We start from the raw sequence: 16,962 nt of genomic DNA, 5'->3' as shown, positions 1-16,962 counted from the left end.
GCGTCGGCGGCCGCGTCGTCTGCAGCGAGTGCGGATGCGTCGGCGGCTGCGTCGGGAGATGCGTCGGGAACGTCGCAGTCTGCCGCTCAGGCCGATGCCTCGTCCTCGTCTTCTGCTGATTCCTCGGCTTCTGCTGATTCCTCGGCTTCTGCTGATTCCTCGGCTGATGCTGATGCGTCGGGCAATGTGAATGCGGCGGCGTCTGCGGCTGCGGATTCGAATGCGAATGCTGCGGCGGTTGCTGCGGCGAGAGCTGATGCGTCGGGGACGGCGTCGGCGGCTGCGGATGCGACTGCTGAGGCGGCTGCGGCTGCGGCGGCCGATGCGGATGCGTCGGCGGACGCGTCGGGAGATGCGTCCGGTGGGTCGCAGGGCGCGGCGCAGGCTGCGGGTAATGCAGATGCGTCGGGAACCTCGAACGCTGCTGGTTCGGCTGCAGCGAGTGCGGATGCGTCGGCGGCCGCGTCGTCTGCAGCGAGTGCGGATGCGTCGGCGGCTGCGTCGGGAGATGCGTCGGGAACGTCGCAGTCTGCCGCTCAGGCCGATGCCTCGTCCTCGTCTTCTGCTGATTCCTCGGTAAACGGAACAGCAACGGCACAGGGCGCCAACGCCTCCGCTAGCGCGGCGCCGGAATCCAGCGGCCCTCTTGCGACCACAGGAATGGACAGCCTGCCCTCGCTGCTCCTCGCAATGGGAGCGCTTGGGGCTGGGCTCCTCGGTTGGCTACTCATCGGCAGGAGTCGTCGTTTGACGGACGCAAACGCCGAATTGACTGACTAACCAGCACGCAGGGGGGAGGCGGCAGTGATCGCTTCCCCCCTGCGCTTCTCGTCGTCGAAAGGTCAGAGGTGAGCGTGGGGAGCGCGATGAAGAAACATAGTGGCCGTCAGACGCGGTCGCCCTGGGTGCGCGTTGTGACGGTAGCAGCCAGCATCCTGGCTGCCATCCATATCTGCGCAAGCTTCCTGTGGATCGCGCCGTACTCGGCGGGAGCACGAGCACTGTTTCCCGGGGGTCAGGAGGGGCTGAGTGCGTATATGCTGCCCCTCTTCGGGCAGTCATGGAGCGTCTTTGCACCAGCGCCGATCAACGGGGACTACGCGATAAGCGTTCGGGCCGTGGTTGAGGAAAGCGGGGCGGAGAGAACGACCGACTGGGTGGATGCCACAGCGATCGAGGTGCAGATGCTGACGGACAACCTCTTCCCACCTCGAGCAGCAATTCAGTCGGTCGAACTCGCATCAAGATTTGCTACGGCCTGGCAAGGTCTCTCGGCCGACCACAAGGTCATCCTCGAACTCGGATACTACGAAGGTGGAGACTGGCTCGAGCGGCTGAGGGAGAAGCTCGTGTCCTATGGCGGACAGGACGACGTCGAAGCCTACCTCGAGAAAGAGCAACAGGTCCGGCGGTATGCCACTCAAGTCGCAAACGCGGTATGGGGGAGTGACGTCGTGGCAGTCCAGTTTCAGGTGCAGCGTCAAAACGTTCCTGAGTTCGAAGATCGCGACGGGGTGTCCCGCAGTAAAACACGCCCTTCGCCATCGGTCTACGCCACCGGTTGGCGGGCGCCAGATGTAGCGGTCGATCAATCTGAGGATAACTTCTCGGAGGTATTTCTCCCGTTGTACCACCGCTGGATGTCCGACAATGAAAGTAAATCTCGTGAATGAGCCACCAGGCCGGAGAAACGCATCACCATCGAAAGCTAGCGATCTTCTCGTGTCGTTGCTGCAGTGGTGCTGGCATGGCAGCATTGATCTTCTGCGTAAATTGCTCGCCGGTGCGCAAGAATCTCTGGGGAAGCTAGAGAGTAAACTCACTGAACGCAAGCTGGCGCTGGTCGGAATATCGATCACCCGGATGCTGATAGGTGCTATAGCGTTGGGTTTGCTGGCTGCAAACTACTCAACGCGGCTTTACTCTTTTGGTCCTGGGTCAGCGTGGAATGGCGAAATCAATGCGCCCCAGAGCGAGCTGTCGAAGCTCCCGATCATTGACGCGTTTCGGCTTGCTTCCGGTGACGGTGCTCTCTATACCTTCCTGTATATGGTCGTTATGGTGCTCGCGGCGTTGCTGTTGCTCGGCTGGCGAACGCGGCCGGTTCTGATCGTCTTTGCAATCCTTTGGGTCAGTTTCATCGAGGCGAACGATCTCTTGGGCGATCAGGGCGACAACATGTATCGCATCATCCTTGTCCTGCTGATCTTCACCAATTGTTCATCGTGTTTTTCTCTTGACTCGAGACGGAGGGGGAGAAGGTCTGAACCCGAATCGACGAACTCGCGAAGTCTACTATCGACCCTGTTTCACAACTTGGCAATTATCGTGTTGGCCTGCCAGGTGTTCTTCGTGTACGTGGCTGGCGCTTTGTACAAAGCCGGCGGAGCGCCATGGCAAGATGGCACGGCAATATATGCACCCCTCGCAACTGAGAGATTCGGGACCTGGCCGTGGTTGAGCGAGTTGGTCACATCCGACAGCTCCGTCGTAGCAATTCTCACGTGGGCGTCACTACTGTTGCAGATGTCCTTCCCGTTCATGCTCCTGGCCGCACCGACACGCAGAATCGCCCTGGTTGGCATTTGGGGCTTCCATATTGGTATCGGCGTTTTGATGGGACTACCGTGGTTCTCGCTCACGATGATCGCGGTTGACTTCATCTTCGTTCGTGATGCATCATGGCGGAAGGTGGGAACCTGGTTGCGTAGCTCTCCTCGCCGGTTCGAAGTTCATCGGTCGCTCCGCTTACAGGCAGACGGCGTCAAACCTGACAGCGAGTCTGGCGTTCGTCAACAGAAGCGAGACGAATCGACTCTCGACGGCATTGGAGTTGTCAGTGCAAGAAATTAGCGGGCAACCGCTCGATGGGCCGACTCGTGTGATGATCATCGACGATCACCTGGTGGTTCGGTCAGGTGTCAGGATGCTACTTGAGTCTCTCGACTCGATTGCAGTGGTCGGAGAGGCCGCAGACAGTTCGGAAGCACAGGACATGATCGCGCGCTTGCGGGACTCGGATCTTGGACCCCAGGTCGTGCTGATGGACGTGCAGATGCGTGAGCGGGATGAGGGTTTTGACGCCACGGCGAAGCTGATGACTCGCTGGCCTGAGATCGGCATCTTGATATTTACCTCATTCGATACCGAAGAGTCAGTGGCTCGGGCTATCTCCGTGGGGGCGCGTGGTTACCTCTTGAAGGACTCATCTGCCGAGATGATCGAGCATGCGATTCGGGGGGTGCGTCTTGGGCAGGTTGCGTTCTCCTGGTCTGCGATGCAGCGTCTGAGCCAATCGGCACTTGAGAGCAGGGCGCCTCAAGTGACTCTGACGGCTCGGGAAGAAGAGATCGTGCAGCTGGTTGCGAGGGACCTCACCAATAGAGAGATCGCAACCATGCTGTTCGTGAGCGAGGCCACCGTGAAAACACACGTTGCGAATCTGCTCACCAAGCTCGCAGTTTCCACGCGGGGAGATGCGGTGATCGCGGCGCGTGAGTTCGGAATACTGGATTGATCACCTAGGCGTCGCGCACCATTCATAGGGCGGACGCGGTATCCCCATCGTGCGCCGTTGTCACCTCGCTGACATGAGGGCAGCGGCATCGACCGCCTGTATCAAGTCCTCTAGGCCGCGGATGTCCACTCGAGTCCCATTGACATACACGCTTGGCGTCGACCGCACACCGAGGCTTGTCGCCGCAGCAACATCTTCCTGGACCGCGGCGAGAGCTTCTGTACTGCTTGCCGCTGTCGCCCACTTGGCCGTGTCCAAACCCAGCGATTCAGCGAGGTCCTGGAAATACGACATGGCCTGAGCCTGGTCGAGTCGAGACCACTCGCTCTGCGTGGCAAACAGAGCTTCATACATGCTCGGAAATGCGCCTTGCGACGCCGCTGCCTCGATGGCGAGTGCCGCCGGCAAGGAGTTGGGATGCATCGCAAGCGGCAAGTGCCGGACTGCGACGTTGACTGTGCCCTGGCGGGATTCAGCTAGGGCGCTTATCGCTGGAGCGAGGCGACCGCACGGCGGGCACTGAAAGTCGACGAACTCGACCACAGTCACGAGCGCAGCATCATCTGCCGGCTGGAGGTAGTGCGGGGACAGACCCAAGACAGTCGACGCCGGTGTTGAGCTCTGGGCCGCAACACTGCCTGAATCTCCCGTCGATGGATCTTGAGAATGAGTACACCCTGTCAATAGAAAAGTAGCACCGGACGCAAAGACCGCGCTGGTGATGAAAGCACGACGGAGGCGCTCACGCACGAGCAGGGATGAAAGAAATGGCATACACAGAATCGTACGCGACGACGGCTACCGCGATCTGCGCAGCCGCTGTGGAGGTTAATCCTGGACGATGCTTGATGTCATCAGGATTATTTTCTGGCCGAGGGACGTCATCCGGAATTCGATCGGAGTGAAAGGACCTCACGCAGGCTCACCTGTGCCCAAGTGATTAGAGTAAGGTGACTGAAATATATTCAGTTGCACGCATGCGCCTGCGCCCGATGAATGGACGGAACTAGTTGACGCAATTGCAATCACATCACGCTTCGAAGGCATATAGTTCGAAATATCTGAGGCCAACTCTCGCGACGGTGGCGGTCCTGATGCTACTTTCGGCAATCGGCATCTTTCTTGCGTTGCGGCAGCATGATGGTCTTCCAGCTCAGGAGGTCACTATCGACGAGTTGGAAAAAGATCGATCCGCCTCCGGTCAAGCTCTGCGAGATCCCGCTGATTTTGCCGCTGTCGGTGCTCTAGATGCGCCGGTTGTCATCGTCGGATACACCGACTACCAGTGTGCTTACTGTGCCAGCTTTGATACTGAGACGCTCCCCGAGCTCATGGAGAAATATATCGATCAGGGGCTTGTTCGCTTCGAAGCTCGTGATTTCCCCGCCCTCGGGGAAGCATCCTTCAATGCTGCTGTCGCCTCCCGAGCGGCTGGCAATCAGAATATGTTCTGGGATTACAGGGCGGCATTATTTGACGCCACTCTAAAAAGAGAGTCGCTATCCCCGGAGAGACTCATGGCTATAGCCGTAGAGATAGGCGTGCCGGACATCGAACTCTTTGAGGCGGATCTGGAGGAGTGCCGGGAAAGTGTCAGCCAAGCCGCGGAGGAAGCGCGGACGCTCTCCTTGTCGGCGGTGCCCTATTACTTTATCAATCAGCGCCAGCTTCAGGGAGGGCAATCATCTGAAGTCTTTGTGCGGGTTGTCGAAGACGAACTGGCGACGCTGAGGGATCTCGATCGTTAGGCTTCCGACCATCAGCCCTTCGGAGGCCTCTTTCCGCGCATGTCACAATGTGCGTGGACAGAGGCCCCCGGGTCTCTGTATCTTCGTGTCAGTCTGCGAGGGTGTCGATCACGTGAAGTGCACTTCCGATACTCGTCAGGTAGGCGTCCTCATCGATGTTGGCGCGTGTGTCGCAGGCCTGGTGGTAGCACGCGGCGAAGAGGATGGCGCCGTCGTCGTCGACCTCCTGGTCCGCCCCCAACATGCCGATTCCGGAGTACGGAACAGTCCCGTCGGCCAAGAAGGGAAGAGTGTCAGAGTTTGCCAGCGTCATGATTTCGCTTCGCAACTCGAACCCGTCAAGATTCGCAGCGCGGTAGAAATCCCATAGAGTCTGCTCCACCCGGGTCGAATCGGAAGCCACATCCGCACCTGAGTACATCTCTGACAGAAGATCCCTGATCTCTTCGGGTTGCTCATCGATACTGGACAAGTCAGAGTCGATGATTCCGACGTACCCATCGATCGTCGCGGTCATGTCGTAGTTGACATAGGCCGTGATTTCCTCTTTCTCCTCTGCCGGCAGTTGTTCCACATACGCGCTCGAGCCAAGGATGCCGATCTCTTCGGCGTCCCAGAAGGCGAATCGCACAGTAGCAGAGCGCGCAGAGTCGCGCTGCGCCTCGATCAGCGCGGTTTCTACGAGAGTACCGACTCCGGAAGCGTTGTCGTTGAGTCCGGGACCCATCGTCACTGAGTCGAGGTGAGCCCCAAGAAGAACAACGTCGTCGCTTGTTCCGGGGATTTCTGCGAATAGGTTCTCGCCGGTGAATCCGTTCGACGAAACGAAAGGCTCGCGAGTCACCTTCAGCCCAGCATCCTTCAGTGTCTCTGCTACCAGGTCTCTGCTTGCCGCTGCGCCGTCCGTGCCTGCGGCTCGGTTGCCGTCGTGAGCGTCTGCAACGGCCTGAAGGTCATCGAGGAACGACAGGGCGCGTCGTTGATTGATCAACGACATGATGCTCTCGACGTCAGGCGACGATACCGCCTCGGAAGAAGGCGTCGTTGCCCCGGGCATCGGGGGCACCACCACTGAGGTGTCGATGGTGCACCCCACCAACATCACTCCGACGATGCTGGAAGCCATGAGCGCGGCTACGTGTCGGCGGCTGGCACGGCGGGAGAACGATCTGCTTATTTTAGGAACCATGAATTCAATCCTGACGCGCTGGAGTGCGCGCGATCCTCATCGAGGGGCGGATGTTCGAGTCAGGCTGGTTGAGATATTCAGGGACTGATGACTAGTTCATGTCGTCTGCGTCCACTGAACGTCGTCGTGTCAGCGCGTGTGCTGGGTGGCAGAATCCATTTTTGGGGCGTCCGGCAGCGAGATCACGTCATCCGGCTCTGCCCCGGGTCCCTCGACGATGTCTTGGGCGGTGCGGCGGGATGCTCCATGAGCGCATCGTTGATGACGTCGTCCTCATGAATGATGCGCACTCGCAGGCTGGCATAGTCGGGCGAGCCCTCGGTACCTCCGCCTCTGCAACGGTCGCCGGCCTGTGAGGGGTACTTGTCTTCTCGGCTATCGACGCCCGTGAGGGCATCGGGCATCGGCCGCCGATGAGGTCGGGGCTCTCCGTCAGACTGTCGTGCGGCGGTAGCCGCCCTCATGCGGTTCGACGGCTCCGGCCCGCACGAACTCGTCGATCCAGCCGCCCATCGGCCACTCGCCCCAGCGTTCGGCGAACAGCGCGCCGTTGCGGAGGATGTCGTCGAGATGGCGCCATGGCGGCGTGCCGGCCGGATGCCACTGGTGGTACGCATGGGCGCCGCCGACCCAGTGCAGCGGGATACCGAGCGATCGCGCCCGACGGCCGAGGTCCGTGTCCTCCGCGCCGTATCCCTGGTAGAGCTCGTCGAACCCGCCCAGACGTCGCCATGTCGACGGCGTGAGGGCGAACGACAGCGACCAGAAGAGGTCGTATTCCGCAGGGGCCGCCGTCTCGACGACTCCGTCGGCGGGGCTCGGGCGCACCGGATGCGGCCGCGTGGTCGAGGCGAGATCGTCGGGGGATGACGGTCGCTGGACGCTCTCGAGATACGTGACGGGTCCGCAGAGCAGTCCGTCGGGGTGGGTGCGCGAGGCCTCCACGTAGCGCTCGAGCATGCGGGGCCCCGGAAGGCAGTCCACGTCGAGGAAGACGAGCAGGTCGACGCCCTCCGCCAGCGCCCTCTCGGCGGCCGCATTGCGTGCGGCGCCGACGCGCATGCCGTCGGATCCCGGAGGCACGTGGACGTGCACGGCGCCGTCGAAGGCAGCCGGTTCGGAGAGATCGAGCCACGCCTCCACGCGCACGACCTCGAGCTCCGGCGGCGTCACCTCGCGCAGGAAGCGGCGCTGGCGATGCAGGTGCGCGAGACGGTTCTCGGATGCCGGGGTGATCACGCCGATCCGTGTGGTCATGACGCCGCCTCCTCGATCGCGGCGGCGGCCCGCGCGGCCGCACCCGTGACGCCCCATCCGCCCCAGTCGGGGGTCGATGCGGCGGCCCGCTCGACGAGCTCGACCACCTCGGCGGGCGAAGAATCGGCCCACCCCGTGCAGGCGTAGCCCTGCTCCTGCAGCACGCGGCCGGTGTGCTCCTGCTCCCCGAAGGGGCGGTCCTGGGCGAGCACGACCGCACGTGCGCCCGCCGCCGCGAGGTCGGCCACGCCGTTCTGACCTGCCGCGCTCACGACGACGGTCGCCCGGCACAGGAGCGGCCACACGTCATCGACGCGGTCGTCGTCGCCCGCCCCGGCCGTCTCGACGATCCAGCCGCGCGCGCTCAGCAGACGGATGGTCTCCGCGAGACGTGCGGGGTCGAGGGTGCGGCTGAGGAAGAGCACGCGGCGAGCATCGTCGTCGTGGCCCCCCGTGCGATCGCGGCCGTCGTATCGCGAGATCGCCCCGACACGGCGCACGTGCTCGTCGCGGTCGTCGAGCTCCCGCGCATCGATCGTGCCGTCCGCCCAGGGCGCCACGATCCGGTCAGCGACGTCGTAACCGAGCCGATGCGGAGAATCGGTGCGGTCGCCCGGCTGCGCGAAGACGACCGTGGGCACGCCGAGGAGGCGGACGAAGGCGGTGACCTCGACGCTGACGTCGACGACGAACGCCGACACCGGGGTGCGCGCGATCCACTCGGCGATGATCGCCAGGCGCTGCTGATGGCCGGGGTGGGCGATCGGCGCCCAGTGCAGCGCACCGCCCGCGGTGACATCTCCGAGCTCGTGCGCCTCGCGGCGCACCCCGTCGGACGCGGTCACCGGCCCGGAATCCGAGGGCAGCCGAACCCATGTCGTCCGCTCGTCGAGGGTGTCGGGGCGCGGCAGGCTCGAGAAGACCGTCACCTCGTCGTCGACGAGGTGCGGGCGGATGGCCTGCATCCGCGTCACATGTCCCCACCCGTGGTGATGCACGTACCAGCCGATCATGCGCCGACCGCCTCGACGACGTCGCCGGTCCGGATCGCCTCGCCGGTGTCGATCGGCTCGTCCGCACGGCCCACGCCCTGGGCGGCCATCGCGAGCACGCGTTCGATCTCGCGGTGCCGCCGAGCGACCGAGTGGCGGGCCGCGGCTCCGGCACGCACATGGTCACGGATCGTCGCGGACTGCGAGCCGTGCGCGAGCGCGGTGGCCGCCCGCGCCAGGGCGTCCACGTCGGCGGCGGGGACGACCGTGCATCCCGGGAGTCCCGCCAGAACCTCGCTCGCACCGCCCGAATCGAAGGCGACGACGGGAGTGCCCGTCATCAGGGCCTCGGCCATCACGAGCCCGAACGGCTCGGACCACACGGGCGTCACCAGGGCGACCGACGAGGCGCCGACCAGCTCGCAGAGCTCAGGCTGTCGCAGCGCGCCGAGATACTCGATGCCGTCACCGAGGCGGGGCTGCACCTCGCGCGCGAAGTACTCCGGGTCGCCGATGCGGCCCGCGATCCGCAGCCGTGCACCGGCGCGACGAGCGGCCTCGATAGCCAGATGCGGGGCCTTCTCGGGGACGATGCGTCCGAACCAGACCCAGCCGTCGCCGCCCGGGCCCCGACGCCAGTGGCTGCTGTCGACGCCGTTCGGGAACACGAAGGCATCGACGCCCTCTGCGGACCACGCGCGTGCCGTGTACTGGCTGACCGCCAGGAACCGGTGCGGTGCCGAGCCCGGCAGCGAGCGGGCGGCCTTCACCATCTCGGGGAGGGGCGGCGTGTGCAGGGTCGTCACGACCGGGACCCCCGAATCGCGGCTCCACAGGATGGGATCGCTGTGCAGGCTGTGATTGTCGACGACGTCGACGCGCCTGCGGGGATCGGCGAGCCGTCGTTGCACGCGCGCGAACGCGTCCGTCATCCGTCGGCGGTGTCCCACCGGGTTGTCGGAGTCGGAGACGTCGCCTGCGCGCTCCCAGCGCGGACTCGGCAGCAGGAAGTCGGCCGTGCTGCCCAGGAAGTCCGACCCCTCGGCCGCGCACAGCTCGACGTCGTGGCCTCGACGGCGCAGCCACCGCACCCGGTTCCAGACGACGGCCTCCAGCCCGCCCGCGTGCGGCTGGCGGAGCGGATGCCGCTCCGGCGCGACGACCAGTACGCGGAGACGCTGCACCGCGCTCATGCCGAGACCTCGGTCATCACGGTCGAGTAGAGGCGGGCGTGGGCGTCGCGCACGGCCTGCCGTTCCGCGAGGCGCTCCGAGCGCCGCCGCGCGAGCCGGCCGTCGTCCGGGAGCACGGCCGCTGTCGCGCGGGCGGACGTCACCGCGTCGACGAGCGTGCGAGGGTCGTCGAGATCGATGACGGAGAACTCCGACGGATGCTGCGACCGGATGTGCCCGACGTCGGTTCCCGCCACGGGGACCCCCAGGTCGTAGCAGAGCTCCACCCACCCCGAATGGGTGCCGTGCCGGTACGGGAGCACGAACAGGTCGAGGCCGCTCAGCCACTGCTCGACGTCCGCATCGCTGAGATACGGGGTCCGACGCACCTGCACCGCCGCGCTGTCCCGTGCGGCCGCCACCACGCGCGCGGCGGCATCGTCGTCGCGCACCCGCTCGTTCATCAGCACCTCGAACCGTGCGCGGAGCTCGAACCCGTCGAGCAGCTGCGCGGCGTCGACCATCGCCTGGACGGCACGCTCGGCGTCGATGTTCGGACGCAGATCGCGCAGGTGCATGCCGACGCGGATGCCGTCGTCGTGGCGACGTGCGGGCGGGGTGGTGCCCGCGGTGAGCGTCGGATGCGGCACGACCAGGCTCGAGCGCTGCCAGCGTCGATCGATCTCCGCCGCCGCCGTGTCGGTGAGCGTGACCAGGCGGTCGGCTGCGGAGACGATCACATCGAGCAGCTCGCGATACGGCGCCTGATCGACCAGCTGCGGGTTGTCGAGGTCGTGGACCGTGAAGATCACGGGGCGGCCGGCCAGACGGGCGGCGTCGAGGCCGGCGCGTACCTGGGCGGGGGAGAAGGACTCGAGTCCGAAGTGCACGTGCAGCACGTCGTAGTCGCGCGCATGCGCGGCGAGCCACTCCGGGGTCATCGCGACCGGCGGCCACCACTGCCCGTCGGGCGCTCCCGGCACCGGGGGGTCGGGAAGGACGCGGACGAGCTGCGGATCGGTGATCGCGTGGATGTAGGGGTGCGCGGCAGGGATGGAGGCGACGCGGATGGGGGTGGTGACTGTACCGATGGAAGTCTTCCTTGCAGGGCTGAGCGCTCTGAATGCACGAATCGAAGGGGGCGGAGGCGCCGGAATGCAACGGGGTGAGGCAGAAAAGGGGGGAGGTATACGTTCGAACAATGAACCCTCCTCCCCCCGACGTCACGACCATTGCGCCCTCCGGGTCGGCGGTGCTAGGGCGCCGGATGCACTACGGGGAGTTCTACGGCCTGCGCCCTCTGCCGGAGAGTTTCGGGGTGGTGCTCGGCAACTGCCAGGCGGAGTCGCTGCGACTCGTGATAGATGCTCTCGAGCGCCGCTACGTGCGGGTGCCGCCCGTGCACGAGATGACGGCAGAGGACGCCGCCCGCCTGCACGAGCTGGTCGCGTCCGCGCACACCGTCGTGACCCAGCCGGTGCGCGACGACTATCACGACCTGCCGCTCGGCACCCGACAGGTGGCTGCCGCGACCGCCGCGCGCGTGTTGACGGTGCCGCCGGTGCGCTTCGCAGGGCTGCACCCGTTCCAGGCCGCGATCCGCGTCCCCGGTGTCGAGGAGGAGCCGCCCCTCGTCGCCTATCACGACATCCGCACGCTCGCGGCGGTCGCCGGCATCCCTGTCGCTCGATCCCTGCCTCCGGCGTCCGTCCGGCAGATCGGCCGCGCGTCGGTCGACGTGCTGCGCACGCGCGAGCTCAGCACCGACGTGCGCGTCGCCGATCTGTACGACGCCGTGACCGCCGACCACGCACGCACCGTCAACCACCCCGGAAACGCGATCTGGCTGCCCCTCGGGGCCCGGGTGCTCGAGGCGCTGGGCGTCGACGGGGGACCGGTGGATCCGGGACGGCCCCTGCTCGACGCCGTGCGCGCGCCGCTCTCCCCCGAGGTGGTCGAGGCCTGGTCGCTGCCCGACGACCCGCGCGCGGAGTGGATCGTCGAGGGCGAGATGCTCGACGACGCGGAGGTGCGCGATGCCCACGAGGCCTGGTACGCCGCGCATCCCGCATTCGTCGCTGCCGCGGTCGACCGTCTGGCTCCGCTCGTCGCCGTCTGGCGCGAGGCGTGACCGGGGTGCCGCTGCTGCTCGTCCACCACGGAGATCACGGCGTCGCCGTGTACGCCAGGGAGCTCGCGTCGGCGATCCGCGAGCGGAGCGACGAAGTCCGTACGGTCGACCTGCCGGCGCTCACGAGCCTGGCCGAGGGGACCGCCGTGCATGCGCACTTCACCGATCGTCTCTGGGGAGACTCTCCCGAAGAGGCGGCGCGCACGTTCGGGGCCCTCGCCCGCAGGCTCCGGATCAGCGTCACGCTGCACGACCTGCCGCAGGAATCCGATGGTGAGCAGAACCTGCCCCGCAGACGCCGGGCCTACGCCCTCGTCGCGGCCGCCGCGACCGGCGTGACGGTGAACAGCGAGCACGAGCGCGCGCTGCTGCAGGAGGAGGGGGTGTGGACGGGCCCGGCCACCGCGATCCCGCTGCCCGTCGAGTTGCAGGCGGATGCTGTGGAGCAGCCGTCCGACGGGTCGATCGGGGTGCTCGGCTACTTCTACCCCGGCAAGGGGCACGATGAGGCCGCGCAGGCTGCCGCCACCGCCGGGATGACGAGGATGACGGTGCTCGGACGTGCCTCCGACGGGCACGCCGCCGACCTCGATGCGTTCGTCCGACGGGCGGCGGATCTGGGCGTCGAGGTCGAGGTGACCGGCTGGCTCGATGACCGGGAGATCGCCCGACGCGGTCGCGCGGTGGCGGTGCCCGTCATCGCGCACCGGCACATCTCCGCATCGGGCTCGCTCGCCTCCTGGATCGGGTGGGGCAGGCGCCCGGTCGCGGTGCGCAACCGCTACATCGACGAGATGGCGACACTGCGTCCGGGCACTCTCTCGCCCGTCGACGCGACCGATCTCGCGGAGGCCGTGCGCCGGGCCGTCGAGGGGCCCCGCATCACCTGGCACGGGCTCGAGCGGCTTCCGCTGTCGCGCGCGGATGTCGCGGACGCCTACCTGCGCGTCTGGGAGCGGGGGCAGCGGTGACACAGCCCTGGGTCGTCGGCAACCGGTGGGATGCCAGGGACGGCCACCGCCCCGACCCCCTCCCGCTCGTGTCGGTGATCGTGTCGCACTTCGACCAGCCCGCGGAACTCGCCAGAACCCTGCACGCGCTCGCCGCCCAGGACTACCCTCGCCATCTGCTCGAGGTCGTCGTGGCGGACGACGGGTCGCCCGGCGCCGTCGACGTGCCTGAGGGCGTGATCCTCGTCCGTCAGGAGGATCGGGGCTTCCGGCTCGCTGCGGTGCGCAACCTCGGAGTGCGAGCGAGCAGCGGCGAGGTGCTGTGCTTCGTCGACGCCGACACCGCTCCCGAGCCCGGGTACGTGCGCGCGCTCTCCCGGCTCCCCGCGCTGCTGCCCGAGGCCGTGACCGTGGGGCGCCGTCGCCACGCCGACTTCTCGGACCTGCCCGTCGACGTCCCCGTGGTCGAGGCGGCCCGGGGGCGCGAGCTGGCCGAGCCCGCGTGGCTTGCGGAGGAGTACGCGAGGAGCCGCGATCTGCTCGACGCCGACGACCGGTCGTACCGGTTCATGATCGGCGCCGTGATCGGCTGCTCGCGACGACTGTTCGACGAGGTCGGGGGCTTCGACGAGTCGTTCACCTCTTACGGGGGCGAGGACTGGGAGTGGGCGCACCGCATGTGGCGGGCCGGAGCGGTGTTCGCTCACGTGCCTGACGCGGTGGCGTGGCACGACGGACCGGAGTGGGCGGATCGCGACGGGTCGGGGATGGATCGGGCCAACGCCCAGACCCTGCGCCTGCAGGCGGCGATCCCGGTGCCGGGCTCGGCGCCGCGTGCGGTGTGGTCAGGCGCGGCCGACCTCGTCGTGCGCGTGCAGGGCGACCACTCCGCCGCCGCCCTGTTCATCGCGGCGGACTCGCTGTGGGGCGCCCTTCCGCGGGCCCGGCTCGTTCTCGACGCCGTGCCTGACGTGTTGCAGGGGGATCCGCGGGCCGTCGTCGCGAGCGCTGGCCCGAGCGCCGGGGTCGATGCTCGGGTCACCTGGCTGCTGGAGCGTCCGGTGGTCGTGCTCGATCCGGCGTGGATCGTCGACGTCGTGCGCCGCCTCGGCACGGGCGACGTGGGGGCGGTCGAGCTGATGGCCGACGACGGCTCGTCGCTGGGGGTGCTCACGTCGCGCCGTGCGGCGCGTCGCGCGGAGCGCTGGGGTGACTCGCGGGGATTCGAGACCGCCCGGATGCCGGCGGTCGGCGTGCACGCGCTGCGAGCCGATCCGCGGGTCGAGGCCTGGGTCGGCGGGTGGGGCGGCGTCGAGTCCTTCTGCTAGAGGCGGTCGACGCCCGTCACCGTCACGACCGCGGCACCCTGCTCGTCGGATTCGGCGAGATCGACGGTGGCCGAGATGCCCCAGTCGTGGTCCCCCGCCGGGTCGTCGAGGATCTGCCGGACGGTCCACTCCGTCCCGCCCTCCGTCAGCAGCAGCAACTGCGAGCTGCGAGCGTTCGCTCCGGTGAGGATCTCGTCGTGATCGGCGAAGTAGCCGTCGAGCGCGTCGGACCACGCGGCGGCACCGAAGGACGGATCGAGCTCGGCGAGAGCATCCACGTCCTCGCGCGCGGCGAGCTGCACCCGGCGGAACAGCTCGTTGCGCACCAGGGTGCGGAACGCGCGCACGTTCGTGGTGAGCCGCCTGGGAGCCGGCGGGACGATGGGCGCGTCATCGCCGTCCGGCCCCTGAGCGAGCGCGCCGTCCGGTCCCTGAGCGAGCGGAGCGAGACGAAGGGTCTCCCACTCGTCGAGCAGGCTCGAGTCGACCTGGCGGACGAGCTCCCCGAGCCACTCGATGAGGTCGCGCAGATCCTCGTCCTTGGCCTCTTCGGGGATCGTCTGCGACGCGGCGCGATAGGCGTCGGACAGGTAGCGCAGCACCACGCCCTCCGACCGGGCGATCTTGTAGAACGCGACATATTCCCCGAACGACATGGCTCTCTCGTACATGTCGCGCACGACGGATTTCGGATGCAGCTCGAAGTCGCGGATCCACGGCTGGGCCGCGCTGAACGTCTCGAACGCCGCGCTGAGCAGCTCGTCGAGCGGCTTCGGATACGTGATCTCCTCGAGCAGCTCCATGCGCTCGTCGTACTCGATGCCCTCGCGCTTCATGGCGGCGACGGCCTCGCCGCGTGCCTGGAACTCCTGCTGGCCGAGGATCGCGCGGGGGTCGTCGAGCGTCGACTCCACGATCGAGATCATGTCGAGGGCGTACGACCCGGTGCCGGTGCCCGTCGTCCCCTCCTGGGCCCCTGAGCCTCCCGAAGGGTCGAGCAGGTCGAACGCCGCGAGAGCGAACGGCGACAGCGGCTGGTTCAAGGCGAAGTTCGGCTGCAGGTCGACCGTGAGGCGGATCTCGCCGGCATCCGTCTGCTCGACGACACCCGACTCGATCAGGGTCCGGTAGATGCCGATCGCACGGATGGCCAGCTCGCGCTGACGCGCGCGGGGCTCGTGGTTGTCGTAGACGAGGGCCCGCACGTTGCCGAAGACGTCGCCACCGCGCCCGATCACGTTGAGCAGCATGGCGCTGGTGATCTGCATGTGCGAGGTCAGGGTCTCGGGCTCGGCGTCGATCAGCTTGCGGAACGACGGCTCTCCCCACGAGACGAAGCCGTCCGGCGCTTTCTTGCGCACGATCTTGCGCTTCTTCTTCGGGTCGTCGCCGGCCTTCTTGACGGCGGCGACGTTCTCGGACTCGTGCTCGGGTGCCTGCGCGACGACCGTGCCGGCGGTGTCGAAGCCCGCGCGTCCCGCCCGTCCGGCGATCTGGTGGAACTCCCGGGCGCTGAGCTGCCGCATCCGCGTGCCGTCGAACTTGGTCAGGGCCGTGAGCAGCACCGTGCGGATGGGCACGTTGATGCCGACCCCGAGCGTGTCGGTGCCGCAGATCACACGCAGCAGACCGCGCTGCGCGAGCTGCTCGACCAGGCGGCGATACTTCGGCAGCATGCCCGCATGGTGCACGCCGATGCCTGCACGGAGGAAGCGCGACAGGGTCTTGCCGAACGCCGTCGTGAAGCGGAACCCACCGATCAGTGCCGCGATCTCATCGCGCTGCTCCCGCGTGGCGACCTTGACGCTCGACAGCGCCTGGGCGCGCTCCATCGCCGCGGCCTGCGAGAAGTGCACGATGTAGATCGGCGCCTGTCCGGTGCCGAGCAGGTCGTCGATCGTCTCGTGGATCGGGGTCGTCTCGTAGAAGTAATGCAGGGGGACCGGACGCTCGACACCGGTGACCGATGCCGTCTCGCGGCCCGTCCTCCGGGTGAGATCGCTCGAGAGCTGCGACACATCGCCGAGCGTCGCCGACATCAGGATGAACTGCGCCTGCCCGAGTTCGAGCAGCGGCACCTGCCAGGCCCATCCGCGGTCGGGGTCGGCGTAGAAGTGGAACTCGTCCATGACGACCTGGTGCACCGCGGCATCCGTCCCGTGACGCAGTGCGAGGTTCGCGAGGATCTCGGCCGTGCAGCAGATGATCGGCGCGTCGGGATTGATCGACGAGTCCCCCGTGATCATGCCGACGTTCGAGGCGCCGAACACGTCGACGAGGGCGAAGAACTTCTCGCTGACCAGGGCCTTGATCGGTGCCGTGTAGTACGAGCGGCGTCCCTGCACGAGGGCGGCGTAGTGCGCGCCGACCGCCACGAGCGACTTTCCGGTGCCGGTGGGGGTGGAGAGGATCAGGTTGTGGCCCGAGACGATCTCGATGACGGCCTCGTCCTGCGCCGGGTAGAGGCTGATGCCGGTGGACTCCGCCCATTCGACGAACGCCGTGTAGACGGCATCCGCATCGGATCCGTCGGTCAGTGTGGTCGGGTCGAGGATCGCAGGCATGGTCTGTCGATCATCCCATCTCCGGCACGCGCGAACCTTGTTCCGTCTTCAGCACGGAACCGTCGGAGGCGGCCGAGATGACGGGGATTCGAGCGATCAGCGAGATCTCATGCG

Annotated in this window: 14 protein-coding genes; 7 read left to right on the top strand and 7 right to left on the bottom strand. The window is 66.7% G+C overall.

Annotated features, from left to right (window positions below; genetic code table 11):
• Positions 1-914: 914 nt before the first annotated feature.
• The 3 genes from FQ142_RS16200 to FQ142_RS16190 are packed head-to-tail and all read left to right on the top strand — an operon-like array spanning position 915 to position 3,517.
• Entirely contained in the window at positions 915-1,673 is a 759-nt protein-coding gene (locus FQ142_RS16200) for a DUF5819 family protein (RefSeq protein WP_262492176.1), read from the top strand.
• A gap of 49 nt (positions 1,674-1,722) precedes the next feature.
• Positions 1,723-2,853 (top strand): HTTM domain-containing protein, encoded by a 1,131-nt coding sequence (locus FQ142_RS16195; protein ID WP_262492175.1) that lies wholly within the window; start codon positions 1,723-1,725, stop codon positions 2,851-2,853.
• A 31-nt stretch (positions 2,854-2,884) separates the two neighbouring features.
• Positions 2,885-3,517, top strand: coding sequence for a response regulator transcription factor (locus FQ142_RS16190; RefSeq protein WP_188042446.1), 633 nt, complete (start codon positions 2,885-2,887; stop codon positions 3,515-3,517).
• A gap of 60 nt (positions 3,518-3,577) precedes the next feature.
• Here the strand turns inward: FQ142_RS16190 and FQ142_RS16185 are convergent, their stop codons facing one another.
• Complete coding sequence (locus FQ142_RS16185) at positions 3,578-4,066, bottom strand: DsbA family protein (RefSeq protein WP_188042445.1); 489 nt, start codon at positions 4,064-4,066, stop codon at positions 3,578-3,580.
• 533 nt (positions 4,067-4,599) lie between these two features.
• Between FQ142_RS16185 and FQ142_RS16180 the strand changes: the two genes are divergently transcribed.
• Entirely contained in the window at positions 4,600-5,265 is a 666-nt protein-coding gene (locus tag FQ142_RS16180; protein ID WP_149424119.1) for a DsbA family protein, read from the top strand.
• A gap of 88 nt (positions 5,266-5,353) precedes the next feature.
• Here the strand turns inward: FQ142_RS16180 and FQ142_RS16175 are convergent, their stop codons facing one another.
• The 5 genes from FQ142_RS16175 to FQ142_RS16155 all read right to left on the bottom strand — a co-directional run bounded on the left by FQ142_RS16175 (position 5,354) and on the right by FQ142_RS16155 (position 11,077).
• Positions 5,354-6,391 carry a M28 family peptidase gene (locus tag FQ142_RS16175; RefSeq protein WP_188042444.1) on the bottom strand — a complete coding sequence of 346 codons (1,038 nt, stop codon included), beginning with the start codon at positions 6,389-6,391 and terminating at the stop codon, positions 5,354-5,356.
• A 495-nt stretch (positions 6,392-6,886) separates the two neighbouring features.
• The gene (locus FQ142_RS16170; RefSeq protein WP_149424117.1) at positions 6,887-7,711 is read right to left on the bottom strand and encodes a galactosyltransferase-related protein; all 825 of its coding nucleotides are present in this window, start codon (positions 7,709-7,711) and stop codon (positions 6,887-6,889) included.
• Positions 7,708-8,724, bottom strand: coding sequence for a hypothetical protein (locus FQ142_RS16165; RefSeq protein WP_149424116.1), 1,017 nt, complete (start codon positions 8,722-8,724; stop codon positions 7,708-7,710). The genes FQ142_RS16170 and FQ142_RS16165 overlap by 4 nt, the downstream gene beginning before the upstream one ends.
• Positions 8,721-9,896: a glycosyltransferase gene (locus FQ142_RS16160; RefSeq protein WP_056413734.1), complete on the bottom strand. Its 1,176-nt coding sequence runs from the start codon at positions 9,894-9,896 to the stop codon at positions 8,721-8,723. Before FQ142_RS16160 ends, FQ142_RS16165 begins: the two co-directional genes overlap by 4 nt.
• The gene (locus FQ142_RS16155) at positions 9,893-11,077 is read right to left on the bottom strand and encodes a glycosyltransferase (RefSeq protein WP_149424115.1); all 1,185 of its coding nucleotides are present in this window, start codon (positions 11,075-11,077) and stop codon (positions 9,893-9,895) included. The genes FQ142_RS16160 and FQ142_RS16155 overlap by 4 nt, the downstream gene beginning before the upstream one ends.
• Here FQ142_RS16155 and FQ142_RS16150 point away from each other — a divergent pair.
• Genes FQ142_RS16150 through FQ142_RS16145 form a run of 3 tightly spaced genes read left to right on the top strand, consistent with a single transcriptional unit; the run spans position 11,077 to position 14,284 of the window.
• Complete coding sequence (locus tag FQ142_RS16150; RefSeq protein ID WP_149424114.1) at positions 11,077-12,006, top strand: WcbI family polysaccharide biosynthesis putative acetyltransferase; 930 nt, start codon at positions 11,077-11,079, stop codon at positions 12,004-12,006. The two genes, FQ142_RS16155 and FQ142_RS16150, sit on opposite strands and share 1 nt — an antisense overlap.
• Entirely contained in the window at positions 12,003-12,977 is a 975-nt protein-coding gene (locus FQ142_RS17550; RefSeq protein WP_188042442.1) for a hypothetical protein, read from the top strand. Before FQ142_RS16150 ends, FQ142_RS17550 begins: the two co-directional genes overlap by 4 nt.
• A complete protein-coding gene (locus FQ142_RS16145) occupies positions 12,974-14,284 on the top strand; it encodes a glycosyltransferase (protein ID WP_188042441.1) in 1,311 nt (436 codons plus the stop codon). Before FQ142_RS17550 ends, FQ142_RS16145 begins: the two co-directional genes overlap by 4 nt.
• Here FQ142_RS16145 and FQ142_RS16140 read toward each other — a convergent pair.
• Complete coding sequence (locus tag FQ142_RS16140; protein WP_149424112.1) at positions 14,281-16,848, bottom strand: DEAD/DEAH box helicase; 2,568 nt, start codon at positions 16,846-16,848, stop codon at positions 14,281-14,283. The genes FQ142_RS16145 and FQ142_RS16140 overlap by 4 nt on opposite strands.
• Positions 16,849-16,962: the final 114 nt, after the last annotated feature.

Origin of the sequence: Microbacterium sp. ANT_H45B, from assembly GCF_008369345.1 — a bacterium.
Taxonomy (GTDB): domain Bacteria; phylum Actinomycetota; class Actinomycetes; order Actinomycetales; family Microbacteriaceae; genus Microbacterium.
Note: the sequence above shows the minus strand (reverse complement) of the source record. Positions and strands in the feature narration are given on the sequence as shown.

Bases quoted from the DNA above. Each gene is read 5' to 3' on its own strand.
- FQ142_RS16140 (WP_149424112.1), bottom strand. From the start codon at position 16,848: ATGCCTGCGATCCTCGACCCGACCACACTGACCGACGGATCCGATGCG.
- FQ142_RS16190 (WP_188042446.1), top strand. From the start codon at position 2,885: ATGATCATCGACGATCACCTGGTGGTTCGGTCAGGTGTCAGGATGCTA.
- FQ142_RS16170 (WP_149424117.1), bottom strand. From the start codon at position 7,711: ATGACCACACGGATCGGCGTGATCACCCCGGCATCCGAGAACCGTCTC.
- FQ142_RS16165 (WP_149424116.1), bottom strand. From the start codon at position 8,724: ATGATCGGCTGGTACGTGCATCACCACGGGTGGGGACATGTGACGCGG.
- FQ142_RS16175 (WP_188042444.1), bottom strand. From the start codon at position 6,391: ATGGCTTCCAGCATCGTCGGAGTGATGTTGGTGGGGTGCACCATCGAC.
- FQ142_RS16160 (WP_056413734.1), bottom strand. From the start codon at position 9,896: ATGAGCGCGGTGCAGCGTCTCCGCGTACTGGTCGTCGCGCCGGAGCGG.
- FQ142_RS16150 (WP_149424114.1), top strand. From the start codon at position 11,077: ATGAACCCTCCTCCCCCCGACGTCACGACCATTGCGCCCTCCGGGTCG.